Genomic DNA, 14,549 nt, shown 5'->3' with positions numbered 1-14,549 from the left:
GGGCGCCCGGCGTGGGGCAGGACGCGCGGGTGTGCCTCCCGGACCACGGGCGGAGACCGCGCGCGCTGGGCACCCCGAGCGTCCCGCGCCCCCCAGGGCACGTCCGCGGTGCGCGCCGCCGGGCGGGGCGGAGCGTCCGGCGGTGGTCGGGCGGTGGCGGGGCGGGGCGCGGCCGCGGCCGGCGCGGGCGGCGGTGACGGCGGCGGCGGTCCGGGCGCCGCGGCGCGGGGGCGCGCCGGCCGTCGGGGGGGACGAGAGCGCCCGGACCTCAGGACGTCCAGGGGTTCTTGTCGTGCGGGAGGGTCAGGTCGGCGCCGCGCGGGGGCGGGTAGGGGCGGCTGCCTCGGAAGTCGCTGGTCTGCATCGCCCGGCTGATGTCGCTCGGGCTGACCAGGCCGACGACCTGGCCGCCGTCGCCCAGGACGACGGCGCGGCCGTCGGTGCAGCCCGCCATGCGGGGCAGCAGGTCGGTCAGCGGGTCGTCCGGGTGGGCGGTCGGGACCTCGTCCGGCGGGCAGGCGATGTCGGCGAGGCGGAGCGTCTGGCGCTGGTCGGACGGTGTGGCGCGGACGCGGTTCAGCGTCACCAGGCCCGCCAGACGTCCGTCCTCGACCAGCGGGTACGTGGAGAAGCGGTGGGTGAGGACGGCCTCGTCGATGAGGTTCTGCACCGACCGCCCGGCGTCGGCCACGACGGGGTCGGGGGTCATGACCTCGCCGACGCGGATGCCGTGGAGCGCCGCGTTGACCCGCGTCTGCTGCTCTTCGGAGCTGGCGGCGCCGACGACGAACATGCCGATCAGGATCAGCCAGAGCCCGCCGAAGCCGACTCCGATGACGAACTCGATGAAACCGAGGGCGATGAGGACGAAGCCGAAGACGCGGCCGGCGCGGGCGGCGGTGACGGCGGCGGCGGTCCGGTCGCCGCGGCGCCACCACAGGAACGCGCGCAGGACCCGGCCGCCGTCCAGCGGCGCCGCGGGGATCAGGTTGAAGACGGCGAGGATCCCGTTGATGCCGGCGAGGTAGGCGAGCGTCTCCACGCCGAGGCCGGGGCCGGTCGCGGCCGACGTCACGAAGGCGGCGATCGCGAAGATCCCGCCCACGACGACGCTGGCGAGCGGGCCGACGGCGGCGATGCGCAGGTCCGCGCCCGCGCTTCGCGGTTCGCCGCGCAGTTCGGCGACGCCGCCGAGCAGCCACAGCGTGATGCCGGCGACCTCGATGCCGTTGCGGCGCGCGACCACCGCGTGCGCCAGCTCGTGGACCAGCAGCGACACCAGCAGCAGGAGCGCGCTCGCGACGCCCGCCACGACGTAGGCCCACGTGGAGAAACCCGGATTCACCTCCGGGAACCTGCCGAACGCCAGCCCGAAGACCAGGATCACCACGATCACGAGCACGCTGAAGTTGAGGCCGACCTTGATACCGGCGATCTGACCGAGCCGGATCGACGCCCTCATCAGTCTCCCTCGTCCACCGCCCTTGCCGGCCTGCGAACGGCCTACCCGCGGCCCGGACGTGTATGCCGTCCTTCAGCGGCCGTGCGTGGGTTTGCGGAATGGGTGGGTAGCGCGGGGACATGGACAAGATGACGCGCGGACTGGTCGCCGGAGCCGCCGGGACCACCGCACTCAATGTGGTGACATACCTCGACATGGCGGTTCGGGGACGTCCGGCCAGCAGCACGCCCGAGCAGAGCGTGGAGAAGATGGCGGACGTCGCCGGGGCCGATCTCGGCGAGGAGGAGAAGGCGGAGAACCGGAAGGCGGGACTCGGGCCGATGCTCGGCCTCGGCACCGGCCTCGGCGCCGGGGCGGCGTACGGCCTGCTCGCCGGGCGCCGCAGCGTCCCGAAGCCGGTCGCGACCGCGGCGTTGACAGTGCTCGCCATGCTCGGATCGAGCGCGCCGATGACCGCACTCGGCCTGACCGACCCCCGCCAGTGGTCGGTCTCCGACTGGGTGATGGACGCCGTCCCGCACCTGGCCTACGGCGTCGTAGCCGCCGGCGTCTACGACGCGCTGCGTTAGCGCGGTGACCATCAACGTTCACCGGGTGCGTTGACCTGCGGCGTGTTGCCCTTATTGGCAGTCAGATAGGGGCAACACGCCGCAGGTCAACGGGCTTGTGGACGCCGCGCCGAGGTCAAGGCTCTGGCTCGACCCGTTGACGGTGATGGGGCGGTCTGGTGTGCGCCCTGGGCGGCTGATCGACGTCCGGTACGATCGGGGCATTTCTCGAATTTCGAGATATGGCCATGGCCGGTGGTGCGTGCGGGTGGGGCGGAGGTGGACCGTGCACGGAACCTTTCGCCCCGTGGTCGATCCCGAGGTGCCGGAGAAGGAACGTGAAGTCCTGGCATCCCATGCGGACGCGCTGACGCCGGCGTCGCTGCCCGAACCGGCTAAGACGCGCCTGGCTGATCGCACGGCGGCAGACCTGGTCGGCCGGGTCGTGGGCGGCGCGCTAGCCGGGGTCTTTCCCCTGGTGATGTCCATCAACGGATGGGGCCATGCCGCGTTGGGGGCCGTCCTGCAGGCCGGAATCGTCGCGGCATGGTTCGGCGGCCTGCATCTCTTCCTGACCGTGCTGGTGATTCTCCAGGTCCTGTACGCCGTCCTACTGGTGGTCCGGCAACCCATGGACATGAGCCCGCGCCGGCTGGGGCGTGAGCGCCACGGCAGGTACTACCTTGCGGATGACTTCGATGAGCAGGCACTGGGATACATCGAGCGCACGCGCGCGGCCATCGCGGCGATCATGGACGCCGAGGTCGGCAAGGCGGGCCTGCTGGACGACGTCTCCAACGCGGTGACACTGCCGCGGCAGGAGTGGGAGATCGCGCGGACGTGCGCGGAGCTGACCCGCGTCACGCGGCAGATCGAGAGGGTGCGGTCCGAACACGCGGGGCTGACCGAGGTGCTCAAGCCGCAGCGCCGCGCACTCGAGATACCGGCTGCGGCGATCGAGCGGCGGGTCGCCGCGCTCGAGCGCTACGCCGACCGGACGAAGGCCGCGGACGCCGAGTACCTCGAGTGCGTGGCGATCAAGGAGATCAAGGAGATCCAGGCGGACGTCCGGGAACTGCTCGCCCGGACCGCGCAGGACGACCTGGCCGTCGCGGAGATCGACCGGCTCTCGGCGGACACGCCGCTGGCCGAGTTGCAGCGGGCCGTCGAGGCGGCGAAGGAGGCCGGCCTCGCCCTGACCCTGGGCGACAAAGAACCGGTGTGACCGTCTCGTCGGGGGTGCAACGGCCTTGGCCGGGGTGGGGTTCATGGGGCGCACGTTCCATTTGGGCGTGCTCGTTCTTTGAGAGGGGAACCCATGGACCTGCGGCTTGCCGGACGCGTTGCGGTCGTCACCGGCGCGTCGAAGGGGATCGGGCTCGCGGTCACGCGAACGCTGCTGGACGAGGGCGCCCGCGTGGTGGCGGTGTCGCGCAAGTCCGGGGCCGAACTGGACGCGCTCGCCGGGCCGAACCTGCTGCACGTGCCGGCGGACCTGATGGACCCGGGTGCTCCGGCGCTGGCAGTGGAGCGCGCGGTGGAGGTCTTCGGCGGCCTCGACGTGCTGGTCAACAACGCGGGCGGCCCGCCGCCCGGGGCGACGCTGCCGCGGTTCGGCTTCCTCACCCCGTCCGATGACGACTGGCGCGACATGTTCGAGTTCAACCTGTTCACGGTGGTCCGGACGGTGCGGGCGGCGATCCCGCACCTGCTGCGCAGCGACGCGGCGTCGATCGTGAACGTCTCGTCGGGGAACGGGCGGCGTCCCGGGCCGATGAACTACGACTACAACGCGGCGAAGGCGGCGCTGACCAACCTGACGCTGGGGCTGTCGGAGGAGTACGCGCCGCAGGGCATCCGGGTCAACGCGGTCTCGCCCGGCCCGGTCCGGACCCCGTGGTGGACGGACGAGGGCGGCGCCGCCGACGTCATCGCCGGCGCGACCGGCTCCGATCGCGACGCGGTGCTCAACGGCGGCGCCGCCGAGATGATGTCCCTCACGACCGGCCGCCTCGCCACCCCGCAGGAGGTCGCGGATGTGATCGTCCAACTGGCGTCGCCGCGCGCGGCGAGCACGACCGGCGCCGACTACGCCGTCGACTCCGGCTTCCTCAAGGAACTCTGACCGCCGCGCCTCGGGCGGCCGGGTGATCGCATCGCCGGTTGAAGGGAACGGTGATCGATCGCCCGGCGTCCGATGGACGGAGACTTCTCGCGCTTCGAGATGCTCGGCAATAATCAGGTGCCGGTCATCGCCCCGGCGGAGGTGGAGCGTGGACGATGTGTTCCGGGTCGTCGTGGACCCGGAGGTGCCGCTCCACGACCGGTGCCTCCTGACGAACCACCCGAAAGGGTTGAGAGCGGCTTCCCTGGAGCCGCCGGGGAAGCTGCGTCTGGGCGGTCGTGGAACGCATGCGGCAAGCGATGCATTTGTGGCGGGTGTGACGTGCGGGCTCATCCCGGCGGTGGCGCTGCCCTTCGTCTACGGGTGGGCCGGAGGCGCGCTGGGAGCCGTCCTTCAGGCCGGGCTGGTCGCGTCGCTGTTCCACGGGTTCGGAACGTTCCTGCTGGTGGTCACGGTCCTTCAGGCACTGCTCGCGGTGATCCTGTTCGTCCAGCATGAGGAGGGACTGCCGCGCAGGCTGGCCTATGAGTGGCATGGCAGGTACTACGTCGCGAAAGACTTCGATGCGCGGGCGCTGGAGTGCGTCCAGCGGGCGCAAGCGGCCGTCGTCACGATCATGGACTCCGAAGTCGGCGAGGCGGGGTTGCTGGACGGCATCGCCAACGCGGTCGCACTGCCGCGACAGGAGTGGGAGATCGCGCGGTTGTGCGCGGAATTGACCCACGTCAGGCGACGGCTCAGGGAGGTCGGGTCCGACAGCCGGCGGATGCGCGAGATGCTCGAACCCGAGTGGCGCGCCGCCCAAACGTCGGACGTGGGGCTGCGGCGCCGGGTGGTCGCGCTGGAGCGGTATGCGGAGCGGACACGGGCCGCCGATACCGCCTACCGCGAGTGGCAGGCATTCGAGGAGATCCAGGAGATCAGGACGGACCTGCGGGAACTGCTCGCGCGGACCGTCCAGGACGACCTGGCCGTAGCCGAGATCGACGAACTCTCGTCACGGACACCGCTGGCGGAGCTTCGGCGGCGCGTCGCGGACGCGAGAAAGGCCGGCCTCACCCTCGCCATGGACGAGAAGGAGCCGGTGTGAAACCGAGGTTCCGCCGGAACGATGGATGGCCGACGGTGAGGCTGCCCGACGGCCTGCAGTTCGTAGCGGTCATCGCCGAGATCGTGATCGTGGTGATCTTCCTGCTCGGACTGCTCGGTGGGCTTGTCGACCGAGAGGTCGAGATCTCCTACATCGTCACCGGTGACGAGCCCACCGCCAATCTGTACGTGGAGACGCCGAACGGTTCCGAGGAGCACGAACGGCAACCGCTGCCCTTCAAGGTGACGTACAAGTTCCAGAAGGACGAGTTCGTGAAGATATCGGCCGGTAACTTCATGGCGGACAAGCCGGGAACCATCACGTGCACGATCGTCGCGGACGGGAAGGTCGTGCATCAGGCGTCGTCAACAGGTGAGAACGTACGCGCCTCATGCGGCGGACGTGCGGGGAGCGGCAAGCCGGTGCCGGGCGCGACGATCCCGCAGCTGACCACGCCCGCACACCCCTAGCACGGGGCCAGGGCCTTGATGTAGCGGTGGACGGGGACGTCGACGGTGCCTGTCGCGGTCGGGGCCTGGTAGGTGGCCGGGCCGGTGTCGCGCCATCCGTGGAACTCGTACATGCGCCGGGCCCGTGCGTTGCCGGGGACGACCGCGAGCCATGCCTCACGATGCCGTCCCCGGAACCGCTCCTCCGCGCTGCGCAGCAACGTGCCGCCGACGCCTTGGCCGCGGGCGGAGCCGTCGACGGCCAACTGGATCACCTCGCCGTCGTCGTCACCGAGGATGATCAGCCCGAGTATCTGGCCCTCAGACCCGGTGGCAACGAAGGTGGAACCCACGTATTTCTCGGCGTGGACGGCGAAGTGGTCGGGGCCGCGCGCATCCATCAACTCGGCGGCGACGTGGCCTTCGTGGCCGTCGAGCCAGGCCGTCCGCCACAGCTGTGCGAGGGTCGGCAGATCGGCGGGTTCGGCCGGTCTCACGATCATTCGTCGTCCCCTTCCCGAGGCGCCCCTACGCTTCGCTGAGCAGCAGGTCGACCACGCCGGTGGTGCCCTCGTCGCCGTGCCCGCCGGCGAGACGGCGCTCCATGAGCGCCATGAACGGAGTGAGGAGTTCGGAGCTGACGCCCTCCTCCTCGGCCGTGCGCAGCAGGGTTCCGTTGCCCTGCACCATCATGGCGAGGTTGGACGTCACGCCCAAGGTGTAGTCGCCGGTCTCCAGGTGCGCCGCCATCCCGTCCGCCGCGCCGGCCATGGCGGTGAGCCATTCGACGAGCAGCGGCGCGAACTCCTTCGGGGACGTCCCGCGCGTCAGCGCGAACGCGTGCGACATACCGGCGAACATGCCGGTCATCGCGCTCAGCAACGCCACATCGTGCAGAGCGGCCGAACCAGGGTCTTCGCCGACATACCTGGCGCCCGCCGGGATGGCCAATGCGTCCCGCCTCTCAGCGAATAGCTCCGGCGACCCGCTGTAGAGGATGTAGGCGCCGGATTCGGGGACGCCGATCATCGGCGGCACGGCCATGATGCCCCCGTCCAGATAGCGGGCACCTCTCGCAACCGCCCAGCTTGCGCGGCTGCGGGCCTCACCTGGGGTTCCGGTAGTGATGTTGACCAGGTCCTTGCCCGCGAGATCGGCGTCGGCGAGGGCTTCCCCGACCGACGCGTCATCCAGCAGGCAGACGACCACAAGCCCGCTCGCGACGACCGCCTCGGCTGCCGTGGCCGCCGGCTTCGCGCCCTCGGCGACGAGCGGCTCGGCGCGGCTCGCCGTCCTGTTCCAGACGGTCGTCTCGTACCCGGCGGCCAGCCACGCGCGAGCGACCGCGCCGCCCATCGCGCCAAGACCGAGCACGCTGACGTTCTTCATGTCATGTCCCATGCCGTCCAGGCTGGGCGCCGGCCGTGCAGATGATCAAGTACGCACTTTGAAGTGCGTGGTTACCCTGACCTCAGTGACGAGGTCAGGGGGCGGGACGATGCGGCCGGGTTCGTACGTGTGCGGGATCGACGCGGCGATGGACGTGATTGGCGGCAAATGGAAGGTGCTGATCCTGTGGGCGCTCAACGAGCGACCGCACCGCTTCGGCGAGCTGCGCAGGGAACTGCCCGGTGTGACCGAGAAGGTGCTCGCCGCCCAACTGCGTGAACTCGAGCTGGACGGCATCGTGCACCGCGAGGCGTACGACGAGGTGCCGCCCCGCGTCGAGTACTCACTGACTTCGCTCGGCATCTCGCTCAACGAGGCACTCTCCCCGCTCGGCGCCTGGGGACGGAAGAACATCCTCATTCACCACTGACGGCCTGCATCGCACGAAACTCCGCCCAAACCGCAGTGCCGTTCAGCGCGGGCTGGCAGCCCCAGCTCTTCGAGAGGGCGTCGACGAGGAACAGGCCGCGACCGTCCTCCGAGCAGATTTCGGTTCGCACGCGCGGCTGGCCCTGGGCGCCGCCCTGATCGAGGACGGTGACGCGCAGGATGTCCTCGCGGGCGCTCACCACAACGGTGACCTGGCCACCCGTGCCGGACGCGGTGTGCTCGCACGCGTTCGCGACCAGCTCGTCCACGCAGAGCACGATGTCGGCCATGGCCTCATCGTCCACATCTGGCGCGACTCCGCTCACGAAAGCCCGCGCCACCTGCGCGGACCTCGGCACACCGGGCACCGTGATCGTCCCGAGGAACCGCATGTCCCCGGGCCCGGCCTCACAAAGCGTCATTGCCTCACTCCCTTCGGTAAGACGGACGCCCGCAAGCATGAATGCCCAGGTGAAGCCCCACAACCGCCTTCACCGGAAGGGGGAGACCGGCCCTGCGGGACTCCCCGAAAGCGGGATTTCCCGCTTTCTGGAAGATGCATGACACCATGTGTTGTGTCAGTGACAATCGGTGTCATGGTGACACGACCCCCGACCGTTCGCCGCCGGCGACTCGGCGTCCAACTACGCAAGATCCGCGAAGACCGCGGCCTGACCCTCGACCAGGCCGCCACTTACCTCAGCATCTCCAAGTCCGCCCTCGGCCGGATGGAGAACGCCCAGGTCGTGGCCCGCGTCCACGAGGTCACCTACATCCTGATGATGTACGGCATCGAGGAGGGCGACGACCTGAGAAGCGCGCTGGTCGGCCTCGCCACCGGCGGCCGCTCCCGCGACTGGATCCGGCGTCACAAACTGCCGGGGAAGGGGCCGAACTACGGCGAATACGTGATGCTCGAACAGGACTCCTCGGAACTCTTCACGTACCACACCGACCTCATCCCCGGGCTCCTCCAGACCCCGGAGTACGCACGCGCCGTCATGGCCTCCGTTCCCAGCAGCGGCCTGAGTGACATTGACGAAGGCGTCGCATACCGCATGGCCCGCAAGGAGGCCCTCACGCGACCGGATCCGTTGGTGATCAAAGTCGTGCTTGGGGAAGCCGCGATCTGCCAACGCATGGGTGGACGTCCGGTCATGATCGACCAGCTCCGTTACCTCCTCGAACTCATGGAATGGCCGAACGTCCACCTACAAGTTCTGCCGTTCGCCGCCCCCAACAACCCGGGTGTTGACGGATCGTTCACGATCCTGGACGTTGAAGCAGGGAACTTCCCGATCGTGACCGTCGACTGTCTCCGGAGAAGGGTCTTCATCGAAGACGAAGAGGGCGTTGCTGCATATCGGGGCGTCCAGGCTGCTCTGTGCCAAGTTACTCTCTCTGCGAGTGAGAGCCGCGAGCGGATAGAACGAACCGTCCATGACCTTCAACACTGCATGACTGAGAGGAAGAGCAGATGACTCGGTGGCGGAAGAGCAGTTACAGCGCCAGCCAGTCTGAGACGTGTGTGGAGTGCGCGCTCTTGCCTCCTGGACGGGACGGTGTGGTCGGCCTTCGTGACTCCACGGATCCGGACGGGCCGCGTCTCGCCCTGAACCGGGAGGCGTGGGGTGCGCTGCTCGTCCAACTCAAGGCCAACGCGCCAGACCGCACGTCCTGAGACACCTGGAGAGGGTTGAGGGGGTGCTCTCCCAGACGCGGGTCCACTGGAAAAGGAGCAGCCACAGTGGCAGCCAGGGGGGAAGCCAGTGCGTGGAGCTGGCTGTCCTCCGCCGCCAACTCAGGGCGTAAGTACCACCACACAGTGCCCGCCCACCTCAGCTTGTTCTCTGGCCTGGACGGGTGCCGGTCGCGTGGCTTGGATGGGACGAGCGGCGATCGTCTTATTCGTCGGCGTCCAGGCCGGACTGCCAGGGCCCGCGCGTCCGAGGAAACGGCCCTCCAAGGCGAAGTGCTTCACGGGCCGGACGGCGACGGAGTAGATGGACGAGTGACGGCAGCGTGTTGCCTATGGCGAGAGCTCGCGCTCCCAGGCAGCGAACCGGTCTCTCATTGCTTCGATCTGCGCGCTGGGAACGCCGTAGGCGGTGAAGTCCCGGTCGGGTATGCGGTGCAGGTAGGACAGCGACTCGGCGAACAGCGCGGTATCGAAGCCCGGATTGTGCTCAGCCACAACGGCCAGGAGGCGGTCGTGGCCGTACCGCCCGCTGACCAGAATCGCGTCGATGTCCAGGAAGTCGCGCGGTGCCCACCGGTTGAACAGGGCGTCCATCTTGCCCGCCACGGCGTCGTCGGGGTGCAGCACCGGGCCGATCTCCAGTACCACCGGAGCGTGAGCCCGCCAGAACACCCCAAGATCCACTTTGCAGGCATGGTCATCGGAGTCGGTAACCGTCATCTGGACGAGGTCCGGAGTACGCCGGGCCACCTCAACTCGCAGGCCCTGCCGCGCGTAGCCGGCGATGACCTCGTCGGCCACCTGCTCCGGGCTTCCTCGCCGAGACGAGAACAGGTCGATGTCCTCCGAGGGACGCGCGCCCATCCCGTGCATCTGAACGGCATGTCCACCGCCCAGCACGAAACCCCGGTCACCGACGATTTCCAGCGCGATGCCGACCAGCCGGTGCTGGAACCGATCCATCAGGCGGCATGCCGCAGCTGTGGGAAGTGCCGCTCCCACAGAGCCCGCACCGGACGCGCTGGGAGAACCTCGTCCCAGTGCTCCATCAGCAGCTGACCGTTGACCAGCCGCCGCTGATGCTCCACACCGCCCTCTTCCAATACGATCTTGTAGAGGGCCGCTCGATCGTAGTCGTCATCGAGGTCGAACTCAGTCCGGCCGCCCCAGGCCAACTCCAGCGGAAGCACCACCACACCGTGCTTCGGGCCCCGCAGCTCACCCAGCGACCCGGCCACCTCGTACGGCCTGGTCTCGGCGTAACTGAACGGCGCTGCCCTGTGCCCCTTCATGCACACCAGTGTGCCCTATCGAGCCCAAAGGACCGCACGGCTTGATCAAGATGAGCCCGCCCAGAGCATGACGGGCTTCTGGCGGGACGAGCGATGATCGCCTTAGCGGACGGGTCTTTGCCGGCCGTAGATGAGGAGGCCCAGGGACAGCAACCGCCGATGGTCAGCACGCGGGCGACCCCGGCCGGGCCGTACTGGCGTTGCCCGCTGCGGGGACGGCGGTGGCAGCACGCAGTGCTGTGGGCAGAAGCGCAGTCCCCGCGGGGTCGTCCCTGCCGCCGTTCGGGTGTCATGGGAGGACGTGGGACGGTCCAGCGGGCAGGATGGCGGGGTGAACGAACTCGAAGAAGGCACGCGGCTCACCCTGGACTTCGACAAGCTCGCCGGCGTCGCGGCGACCGGGGCGCGGGTCGTGCCCGTCGTCCTGCAGGACGCGACCAGCGGTGACGTCCTGTTCATCGGCTACGCGAACGACCAGGCCCTCAAGGCTTCACTGGACGAGCGGATCGCCGTCCTGTGGTCGACGTCCCGCAACGAGCTGTGGCGCAAGGGCGCGACGTCGGGGGACGTCCTGCAACTGGTCGACGTCCGCGTCAACTGCGAGCAGAACTCCCTCCTCTACCTGGTCAACCGCACGACGGGCGGCGCCTGCCACACCAAGCTCCCATCCGGCGAGGCCCGCCCCACCTGCTACTACCGCTCACTAACCGACACCGATTCCCTCCGCCACATCGAGCCATAACCGCCCTCCGGCCACGTCCCTCAAGCCTGCGGCATCTCCCCGGCATTGGCAGCGCGCCTCTGTCGCACCGCCGCCGTCCGTTTGGTCAGATTTCCGTGTCCGATTCGGCCGCCTGGGGCTCGTAGAACTGGTCGAACCACAGAATGAAGTCGTGCACGGTGCCGATCTTGGCCACGCGGTCGTAGAGGGCCTTCTGGTCGTGGCCGGGCAGGAAGTGGCCGGGGGCGACCACCGCGCCACAGCCGCAGCCGCACACGCGGGCATCGTGCTCTGACTCGAAATAGGCGATCGGGTTGCGGAAGGGGCCAGCCGGGGCGGGCTTGCCCACGTAGGCGTCGTAGACCGGGTGCCCGGCAGCGAGGATCTTGCCCTCGATGGCGCGGCGGTCGCCGGAGGGCACGATCCGCTCGATCTCGATCGCCTGCCGGATGACCCCCTTCGCGTTGAAGATCGCGAACCGCTCGTTGTCCGCCCGCGGGCCGAGTATCCAGCGGCCGTGATTGGCCTCGTACAACTGCTCGTCGGTCATCTCCTCGGTGAAGCCGAGGTAAGCGCGACCGAGCGGGTCTTCCTGAGAGTCGAGTTGCGTTTTCTCCCCAAGAGTGATCTGGATCATCCATCCTCCGCACATGGCATCGCCTGGAGGCTCATTTCTCTGGGCACCGTAAAGCCGACGTCAGGTAGTTGCCATGCCCAGAGGCTCGCAGGCTGTAACCAGAGGCGGGTTGTAGACCCGAGCTGATTCCGTCAGTTGGTTGGGAACTTTTGGGTCAGCCAGGTTGCTAGTTCTGTGCGGGCGGCGGTCAGTTGGGTTGTGGTGGGCGGGGTGCCGGTTGCGGTGTTGACCACTAGGGCGAAGTGGACGGCGTTGTCTTGAGTGGTCAGTTGCAGGCGCTTGGCTGTGGATGAGCCGGGCTCTGGGGTCGCTGCGATTTGGCCGTTTGCCGGGACGCTGGTGAGGGTTGTTATGTCGCTTACCACGGCGGTTTCGGCGGGGGCGAAGGAGTTCGGTAGGTGCAGGTCGGTGGGGGTGGTCGTGCCTGAGGAGCGCCAGACGAGGATGCCGTACTGGCGGTTTTGGAGGAGGGTGGTGACGGTCGGCATTGAGGACGGGGGCGTCAGCCATGCCTTTTGCTGGCCGGTGGCGCCGTAGCCGGAGCGGGCCAGGTCTTCGAAGGCGAAGGCCAGGGTTTCGCCGTTGACGGCGGATGGGTAGAGGCGGTCGAGGATGCGTCGGTCGAGGCGCAGGGTGACGTTGCCGGCGTTGTCGGTGGCCGCGACTGAATGGTCCTCGTCGTTCCAGCCGTCGCCGGTCGTCTGCACCTTGTTGGGGTTGCCGTTCATCAGTTCGTGGTGGCGGCCGCTGTAGATGTCCCAGTGCCATTGGAGCGCGGATAGTACCTGGCCGCCGGACGCGGGGGAACTCCACCAGTTCTTGCCGGGGACGCCGTAGTCCATCGCCTGGTACATGGCGCGGACCATCCACGGCGTGCGGTCGTCTGACATCTTGTTGCCGAACTCCGAGACCAGGGGTGTGGTTCCGAGGTCGGCGGCGCGCTGGCGGATCTCGTTCATGGCGGAGTCGTAGGTTCCGTCGGACGCGGCGGACGGGTCCAGGGTCATGCGGGCGCCGTCGTAGTAGTGCGTGTTGAACACCATGCGGGTGCCGAGTTGCCCGACCGTTGTCATTCCGCCCTGTTCGAAGAAGCCGGTGTTCCAGAAGACGAGCGGCTCCGCGAAAGTGGGTTTGGCCGTCCAGCCCGCCTGGTCCATGGTGGTGCGGACGCGCTGGTAGAACGGCATCAGGTAGGTCTTTTCCCAGTCCAGGCCGCTCTTGCCGTCGAGGCCGCCGTCGAAGGGCTCGTTGAACGGGTCGAGACCGAGGATGTTCTCGAAGGCCGGCTGGTGGAGCTTTTGCTTGAGGTAGGTCATCGTCGCCTTGGCCTGGGCGAGGTAGGCGTCCTGGACGCCGATCTGCCCGGCCGGCGTGGAGAGCACCCGGTTGCGCCAGAAGTCGTAGGCGGCTTCGCGGACGGCGGCGTTGGTCTGCATGTTCTGGCCCCACATGATGCAGATGCCGCACGATTCCTTCGGATAGTCGCCCGCGTCGATCACCCAGGCCGGTGCACCGTCCCCGGTGTACCAGCTGCCGGAGTTGAACAGGTGGGACGAGTAAAGGTCCTGGTGGTAGTCCAGCAGGACGCGGATGCCGCGGTCGGTGAACGCCTTGATCTGCGCGATGGCCCGGTCGAGATAGGCGTAGTCGATCCGGTCGGGCGCCGGCTGGACGCCCTCCCAGCTGATCAGGAAACGGATCGCGTTGGCGCCCGTCAGGTCGCGCATCGCCTGCGCTGATTTCGCGGCGTCGGCGGTGCTGCGGAACGGCAGGAGGTCGTTCTCGTAGAGCTTCGTGCTGCCCGAGACGTTGAAGCCGCGCAGCGTGATCTGCCGGCCTGCGTCGTCCCGGAACACCCAGTTCTGCTGCTGGGGTGAGACCGCGATGTCGGCGTGGGCGGGGGGCGCGATGGCCGTCGCGGCGGCGGCGACCATTGCCGCGGCCACGAGGGAACGGACGGGCGAAGCTGCCATGGCGGGGGCCTTTCCGGGGGCTCCAGCAGTGTGCAAGAACCTTCTTGCATCTGCAAGAACTATCTTGCATCCCGTGCCATCCACCACGCGCGACCGCATTCTCGACGCCGCCCTGGAGCTGATCCAGCAGCAGGGATTCGGCGGCACCACCGTCACCGACATCGAGGAACTCGCCGGTCTGTCCCCCGGCAGCGGCAGCTTCTACCGGCATTTCCGCTCGAAGGAGGAGGTCTTCCGCGAGGTCTTCGAGCGCGAGCTGGCCCGGGCGCAGCAGCGCCGGGAGGAGTTCGAGCGCGGCCCGGTCGCCGACCCCCGCGAAGCCCTGACGCGCCGGCTCGTCCAGCAGCTGGAGTACCTCACGCAGGTCAGGCCGCTGATGAACCTGCTGGCCCGGGAGCACGGCCGGTTCCCCGACCTGACGCGCCGGATCCGCAGCCTCCTCGTGGACCAGGGCATCGCCGAGGAGGCCGAGCACCTGGCCCGCGACCTGCCGTCCGGGGCCGGCCACGATGACCCGCATGCCCTGCTCGCGGTCGTGGTGTCCGCCCTGACCGGATACGAACTGTCCCGCGGCTTCTTCGGCCGTCCCCCGGCGGACATCGCCCCCGACCGCTTCGCCGCGACCCTCGCCGCCCTCATCACCGACCGTCCCGCCCAGGACTGATCCCGCCCCGTCCAGCGACCGCGCCGGTTGGTCGAGTCGGACGGCGTTCGAGGCCGGTTGCGGTCATGGAG

At 68.9% G+C, this 14,549-nt stretch carries 19 protein-coding genes; 11 read left to right on the top strand and 8 right to left on the bottom strand.

Translation table 11 applies throughout. The features are described from left to right. Window positions 1-268 precede the first annotated feature (268 nt). Window positions 269-1,462, bottom strand: a complete 1,194-nt coding sequence (locus HUX53_RS02280; protein ID WP_176401512.1) for a site-2 protease family protein — start codon at window positions 1,460-1,462, stop codon at window positions 269-271. A gap of 119 nt (window positions 1,463-1,581) precedes the next feature. Between HUX53_RS02280 and HUX53_RS02275 the strand changes: the two genes are divergently transcribed. From HUX53_RS02275 to HUX53_RS02255, 5 genes are all read left to right on the top strand, one after another. Then, window positions 1,582-2,031 carry a hypothetical protein gene (locus HUX53_RS02275; protein WP_176401511.1) on the top strand — a complete coding sequence of 150 codons (450 nt, stop codon included), beginning with the start codon at window positions 1,582-1,584 and terminating at the stop codon, window positions 2,029-2,031. A gap of 286 nt (window positions 2,032-2,317) precedes the next feature. After that, window positions 2,318-3,235, top strand: coding sequence for a hypothetical protein (locus HUX53_RS02270; RefSeq protein ID WP_176401510.1), 918 nt, complete (start codon window positions 2,318-2,320; stop codon window positions 3,233-3,235). A 93-nt stretch (window positions 3,236-3,328) separates the two neighbouring features. Further along, entirely contained in the window at window positions 3,329-4,135 is an 807-nt protein-coding gene (locus HUX53_RS02265) for an SDR family NAD(P)-dependent oxidoreductase (RefSeq protein WP_176401509.1), read from the top strand. A gap of 307 nt (window positions 4,136-4,442) precedes the next feature. Further along, entirely contained in the window at window positions 4,443-5,225 is a 783-nt protein-coding gene (locus HUX53_RS02260) for a hypothetical protein (protein WP_176401508.1), read from the top strand. Window positions 5,226-5,260: 35 nt separating this feature from the next. After that, window positions 5,261-5,695 carry a hypothetical protein gene (locus tag HUX53_RS02255; protein ID WP_176401507.1) on the top strand — a complete coding sequence of 145 codons (435 nt, stop codon included), beginning with the start codon at window positions 5,261-5,263 and terminating at the stop codon, window positions 5,693-5,695. Here the strand turns inward: HUX53_RS02255 and HUX53_RS02250 are convergent. Together HUX53_RS02250 and HUX53_RS02245 are read right to left on the bottom strand one after the other, a co-directional pair. Further along, window positions 5,692-6,177, bottom strand: a complete 486-nt coding sequence (locus HUX53_RS02250; protein ID WP_176401506.1) for a GNAT family N-acetyltransferase — start codon at window positions 6,175-6,177, stop codon at window positions 5,692-5,694. The genes HUX53_RS02255 and HUX53_RS02250 overlap by 4 nt on opposite strands. A 25-nt stretch (window positions 6,178-6,202) precedes the next feature. Further along, on the bottom strand, window positions 6,203-7,075 hold the full coding sequence (locus tag HUX53_RS02245) for an NAD(P)-dependent oxidoreductase (protein ID WP_176401505.1): 873 nt from the start codon (window positions 7,073-7,075) through the stop codon (window positions 6,203-6,205). A gap of 97 nt (window positions 7,076-7,172) precedes the next feature. Between HUX53_RS02245 and HUX53_RS02240 the strand changes: the two genes are divergently transcribed. Next, window positions 7,173-7,493, top strand: coding sequence for a helix-turn-helix domain-containing protein (locus tag HUX53_RS02240; RefSeq protein ID WP_176401513.1), 321 nt, complete (start codon window positions 7,173-7,175; stop codon window positions 7,491-7,493). Here the strand turns inward: HUX53_RS02240 and HUX53_RS02235 are convergent. Further along, entirely contained in the window at window positions 7,480-7,884 is a 405-nt protein-coding gene (locus HUX53_RS02235; RefSeq protein WP_176401504.1) for an ATP-binding protein, read from the bottom strand. The two genes, HUX53_RS02240 and HUX53_RS02235, sit on opposite strands and share 14 nt — an antisense overlap. 204 nt (window positions 7,885-8,088) lie before the next feature. Between HUX53_RS02235 and HUX53_RS02230 the strand changes: the two genes are divergently transcribed. The 3 genes from HUX53_RS02230 to HUX53_RS42900 are packed head-to-tail and all read left to right on the top strand — an operon-like array spanning window position 8,089 to window position 9,304. Next, complete coding sequence (locus HUX53_RS02230) at window positions 8,089-8,973, top strand: helix-turn-helix transcriptional regulator (RefSeq protein ID WP_176401503.1); 885 nt, start codon at window positions 8,089-8,091, stop codon at window positions 8,971-8,973. Further along, on the top strand, window positions 8,970-9,173 hold the full coding sequence (locus tag HUX53_RS02225; protein WP_176401502.1) for a DUF397 domain-containing protein: 204 nt from the start codon (window positions 8,970-8,972) through the stop codon (window positions 9,171-9,173). The genes HUX53_RS02230 and HUX53_RS02225 overlap by 4 nt, the downstream gene beginning before the upstream one ends. Then, complete coding sequence (locus HUX53_RS42900) at window positions 9,119-9,304, top strand: DUF397 domain-containing protein (RefSeq protein WP_369009180.1); 186 nt, start codon at window positions 9,119-9,121, stop codon at window positions 9,302-9,304. The genes HUX53_RS02225 and HUX53_RS42900 overlap by 55 nt, the downstream gene beginning before the upstream one ends. A 217-nt stretch (window positions 9,305-9,521) precedes the next feature. Here the strand turns inward: HUX53_RS42900 and HUX53_RS02215 are convergent, their stop codons facing one another. Together HUX53_RS02215 and HUX53_RS02210 are read right to left on the bottom strand one after the other, a co-directional pair. Next, window positions 9,522-10,154, bottom strand: coding sequence for a nucleotidyl transferase AbiEii/AbiGii toxin family protein (locus tag HUX53_RS02215; protein WP_176401500.1), 633 nt, complete (start codon window positions 10,152-10,154; stop codon window positions 9,522-9,524). Then, window positions 10,154-10,483, bottom strand: coding sequence for a hypothetical protein (locus HUX53_RS02210; protein WP_176401499.1), 330 nt, complete (start codon window positions 10,481-10,483; stop codon window positions 10,154-10,156). Before HUX53_RS02210 ends, HUX53_RS02215 begins: the two co-directional genes overlap by 1 nt. A 331-nt stretch (window positions 10,484-10,814) precedes the next feature. Between HUX53_RS02210 and HUX53_RS02205 the strand changes: the two genes are divergently transcribed. Further along, window positions 10,815-11,225: a phosphoribosyl-AMP cyclohydrolase gene (locus HUX53_RS02205; RefSeq protein ID WP_176401498.1), complete on the top strand. Its 411-nt coding sequence runs from the start codon at window positions 10,815-10,817 to the stop codon at window positions 11,223-11,225. A gap of 85 nt (window positions 11,226-11,310) precedes the next feature. On the opposite strand, the gene HUX53_RS02200 is transcribed toward HUX53_RS02205, so the two are convergent. After that, window positions 11,311-11,841, bottom strand: coding sequence for a hypothetical protein (locus HUX53_RS02200; protein ID WP_176401497.1), 531 nt, complete (start codon window positions 11,839-11,841; stop codon window positions 11,311-11,313). A gap of 131 nt (window positions 11,842-11,972) precedes the next feature. Then, window positions 11,973-13,814 carry a cellulase family glycosylhydrolase gene (locus tag HUX53_RS02195; RefSeq protein ID WP_176401496.1) on the bottom strand — a complete coding sequence of 614 codons (1,842 nt, stop codon included), beginning with the start codon at window positions 13,812-13,814 and terminating at the stop codon, window positions 11,973-11,975. A 73-nt stretch (window positions 13,815-13,887) separates the two neighbouring features. On the opposite strand from HUX53_RS02195, the gene HUX53_RS02190 reads away from it, so the two are divergent. Then, complete coding sequence (locus HUX53_RS02190) at window positions 13,888-14,478, top strand: TetR/AcrR family transcriptional regulator (RefSeq protein ID WP_176401495.1); 591 nt, start codon at window positions 13,888-13,890, stop codon at window positions 14,476-14,478. The last annotated feature ends 71 nt before the right edge of the window (window positions 14,479-14,549 follow it).

Origin of the sequence: Actinomadura sp. BRA 177, assembly GCF_013372625.1 — a bacterium.
GTDB lineage: Bacteria > Actinomycetota > Actinomycetes > Streptosporangiales > Streptosporangiaceae > Spirillospora.
This window is presented reverse-complemented; position numbering and strand designations above follow the sequence as displayed.

What these genes read in the sequence shown, in the direction of transcription:
- HUX53_RS02275 (WP_176401511.1), top strand. Translation starts at nt 1,582, where the DNA reads ATGGACAAGATGACGCGCGGACTGGTCGCCGGAGCCGCCGGGACCACC.
- HUX53_RS02200 (WP_176401497.1), bottom strand. Translation starts at nt 11,841, where the DNA reads ATGATCCAGATCACTCTTGGGGAGAAAACGCAACTCGACTCTCAGGAA.
- HUX53_RS02250 (WP_176401506.1), bottom strand. Translation starts at nt 6,177, where the DNA reads ATGATCGTGAGACCGGCCGAACCCGCCGATCTGCCGACCCTCGCACAG.
- HUX53_RS02240 (WP_176401513.1), top strand. Translation starts at nt 7,173, where the DNA reads ATGCGGCCGGGTTCGTACGTGTGCGGGATCGACGCGGCGATGGACGTG.
- HUX53_RS02235 (WP_176401504.1), bottom strand. Translation starts at nt 7,884, where the DNA reads ATGCGGTTCCTCGGGACGATCACGGTGCCCGGTGTGCCGAGGTCCGCG.
- HUX53_RS02245 (WP_176401505.1), bottom strand. Translation starts at nt 7,075, where the DNA reads ATGGGACATGACATGAAGAACGTCAGCGTGCTCGGTCTTGGCGCGATG.
- HUX53_RS02265 (WP_176401509.1), top strand. Translation starts at nt 3,329, where the DNA reads ATGGACCTGCGGCTTGCCGGACGCGTTGCGGTCGTCACCGGCGCGTCG.
- HUX53_RS02230 (WP_176401503.1), top strand. Translation starts at nt 8,089, where the DNA reads ATGGTGACACGACCCCCGACCGTTCGCCGCCGGCGACTCGGCGTCCAA.
- HUX53_RS02210 (WP_176401499.1), bottom strand. Translation starts at nt 10,483, where the DNA reads ATGAAGGGGCACAGGGCAGCGCCGTTCAGTTACGCCGAGACCAGGCCG.
- HUX53_RS02280 (WP_176401512.1), bottom strand. Translation starts at nt 1,462, where the DNA reads ATGAGGGCGTCGATCCGGCTCGGTCAGATCGCCGGTATCAAGGTCGGC.
- HUX53_RS02215 (WP_176401500.1), bottom strand. Translation starts at nt 10,154, where the DNA reads ATGGATCGGTTCCAGCACCGGCTGGTCGGCATCGCGCTGGAAATCGTC.
- HUX53_RS02195 (WP_176401496.1), bottom strand. Translation starts at nt 13,814, where the DNA reads ATGGCAGCTTCGCCCGTCCGTTCCCTCGTGGCCGCGGCAATGGTCGCC.
- HUX53_RS02225 (WP_176401502.1), top strand. Translation starts at nt 8,970, where the DNA reads ATGACTCGGTGGCGGAAGAGCAGTTACAGCGCCAGCCAGTCTGAGACG.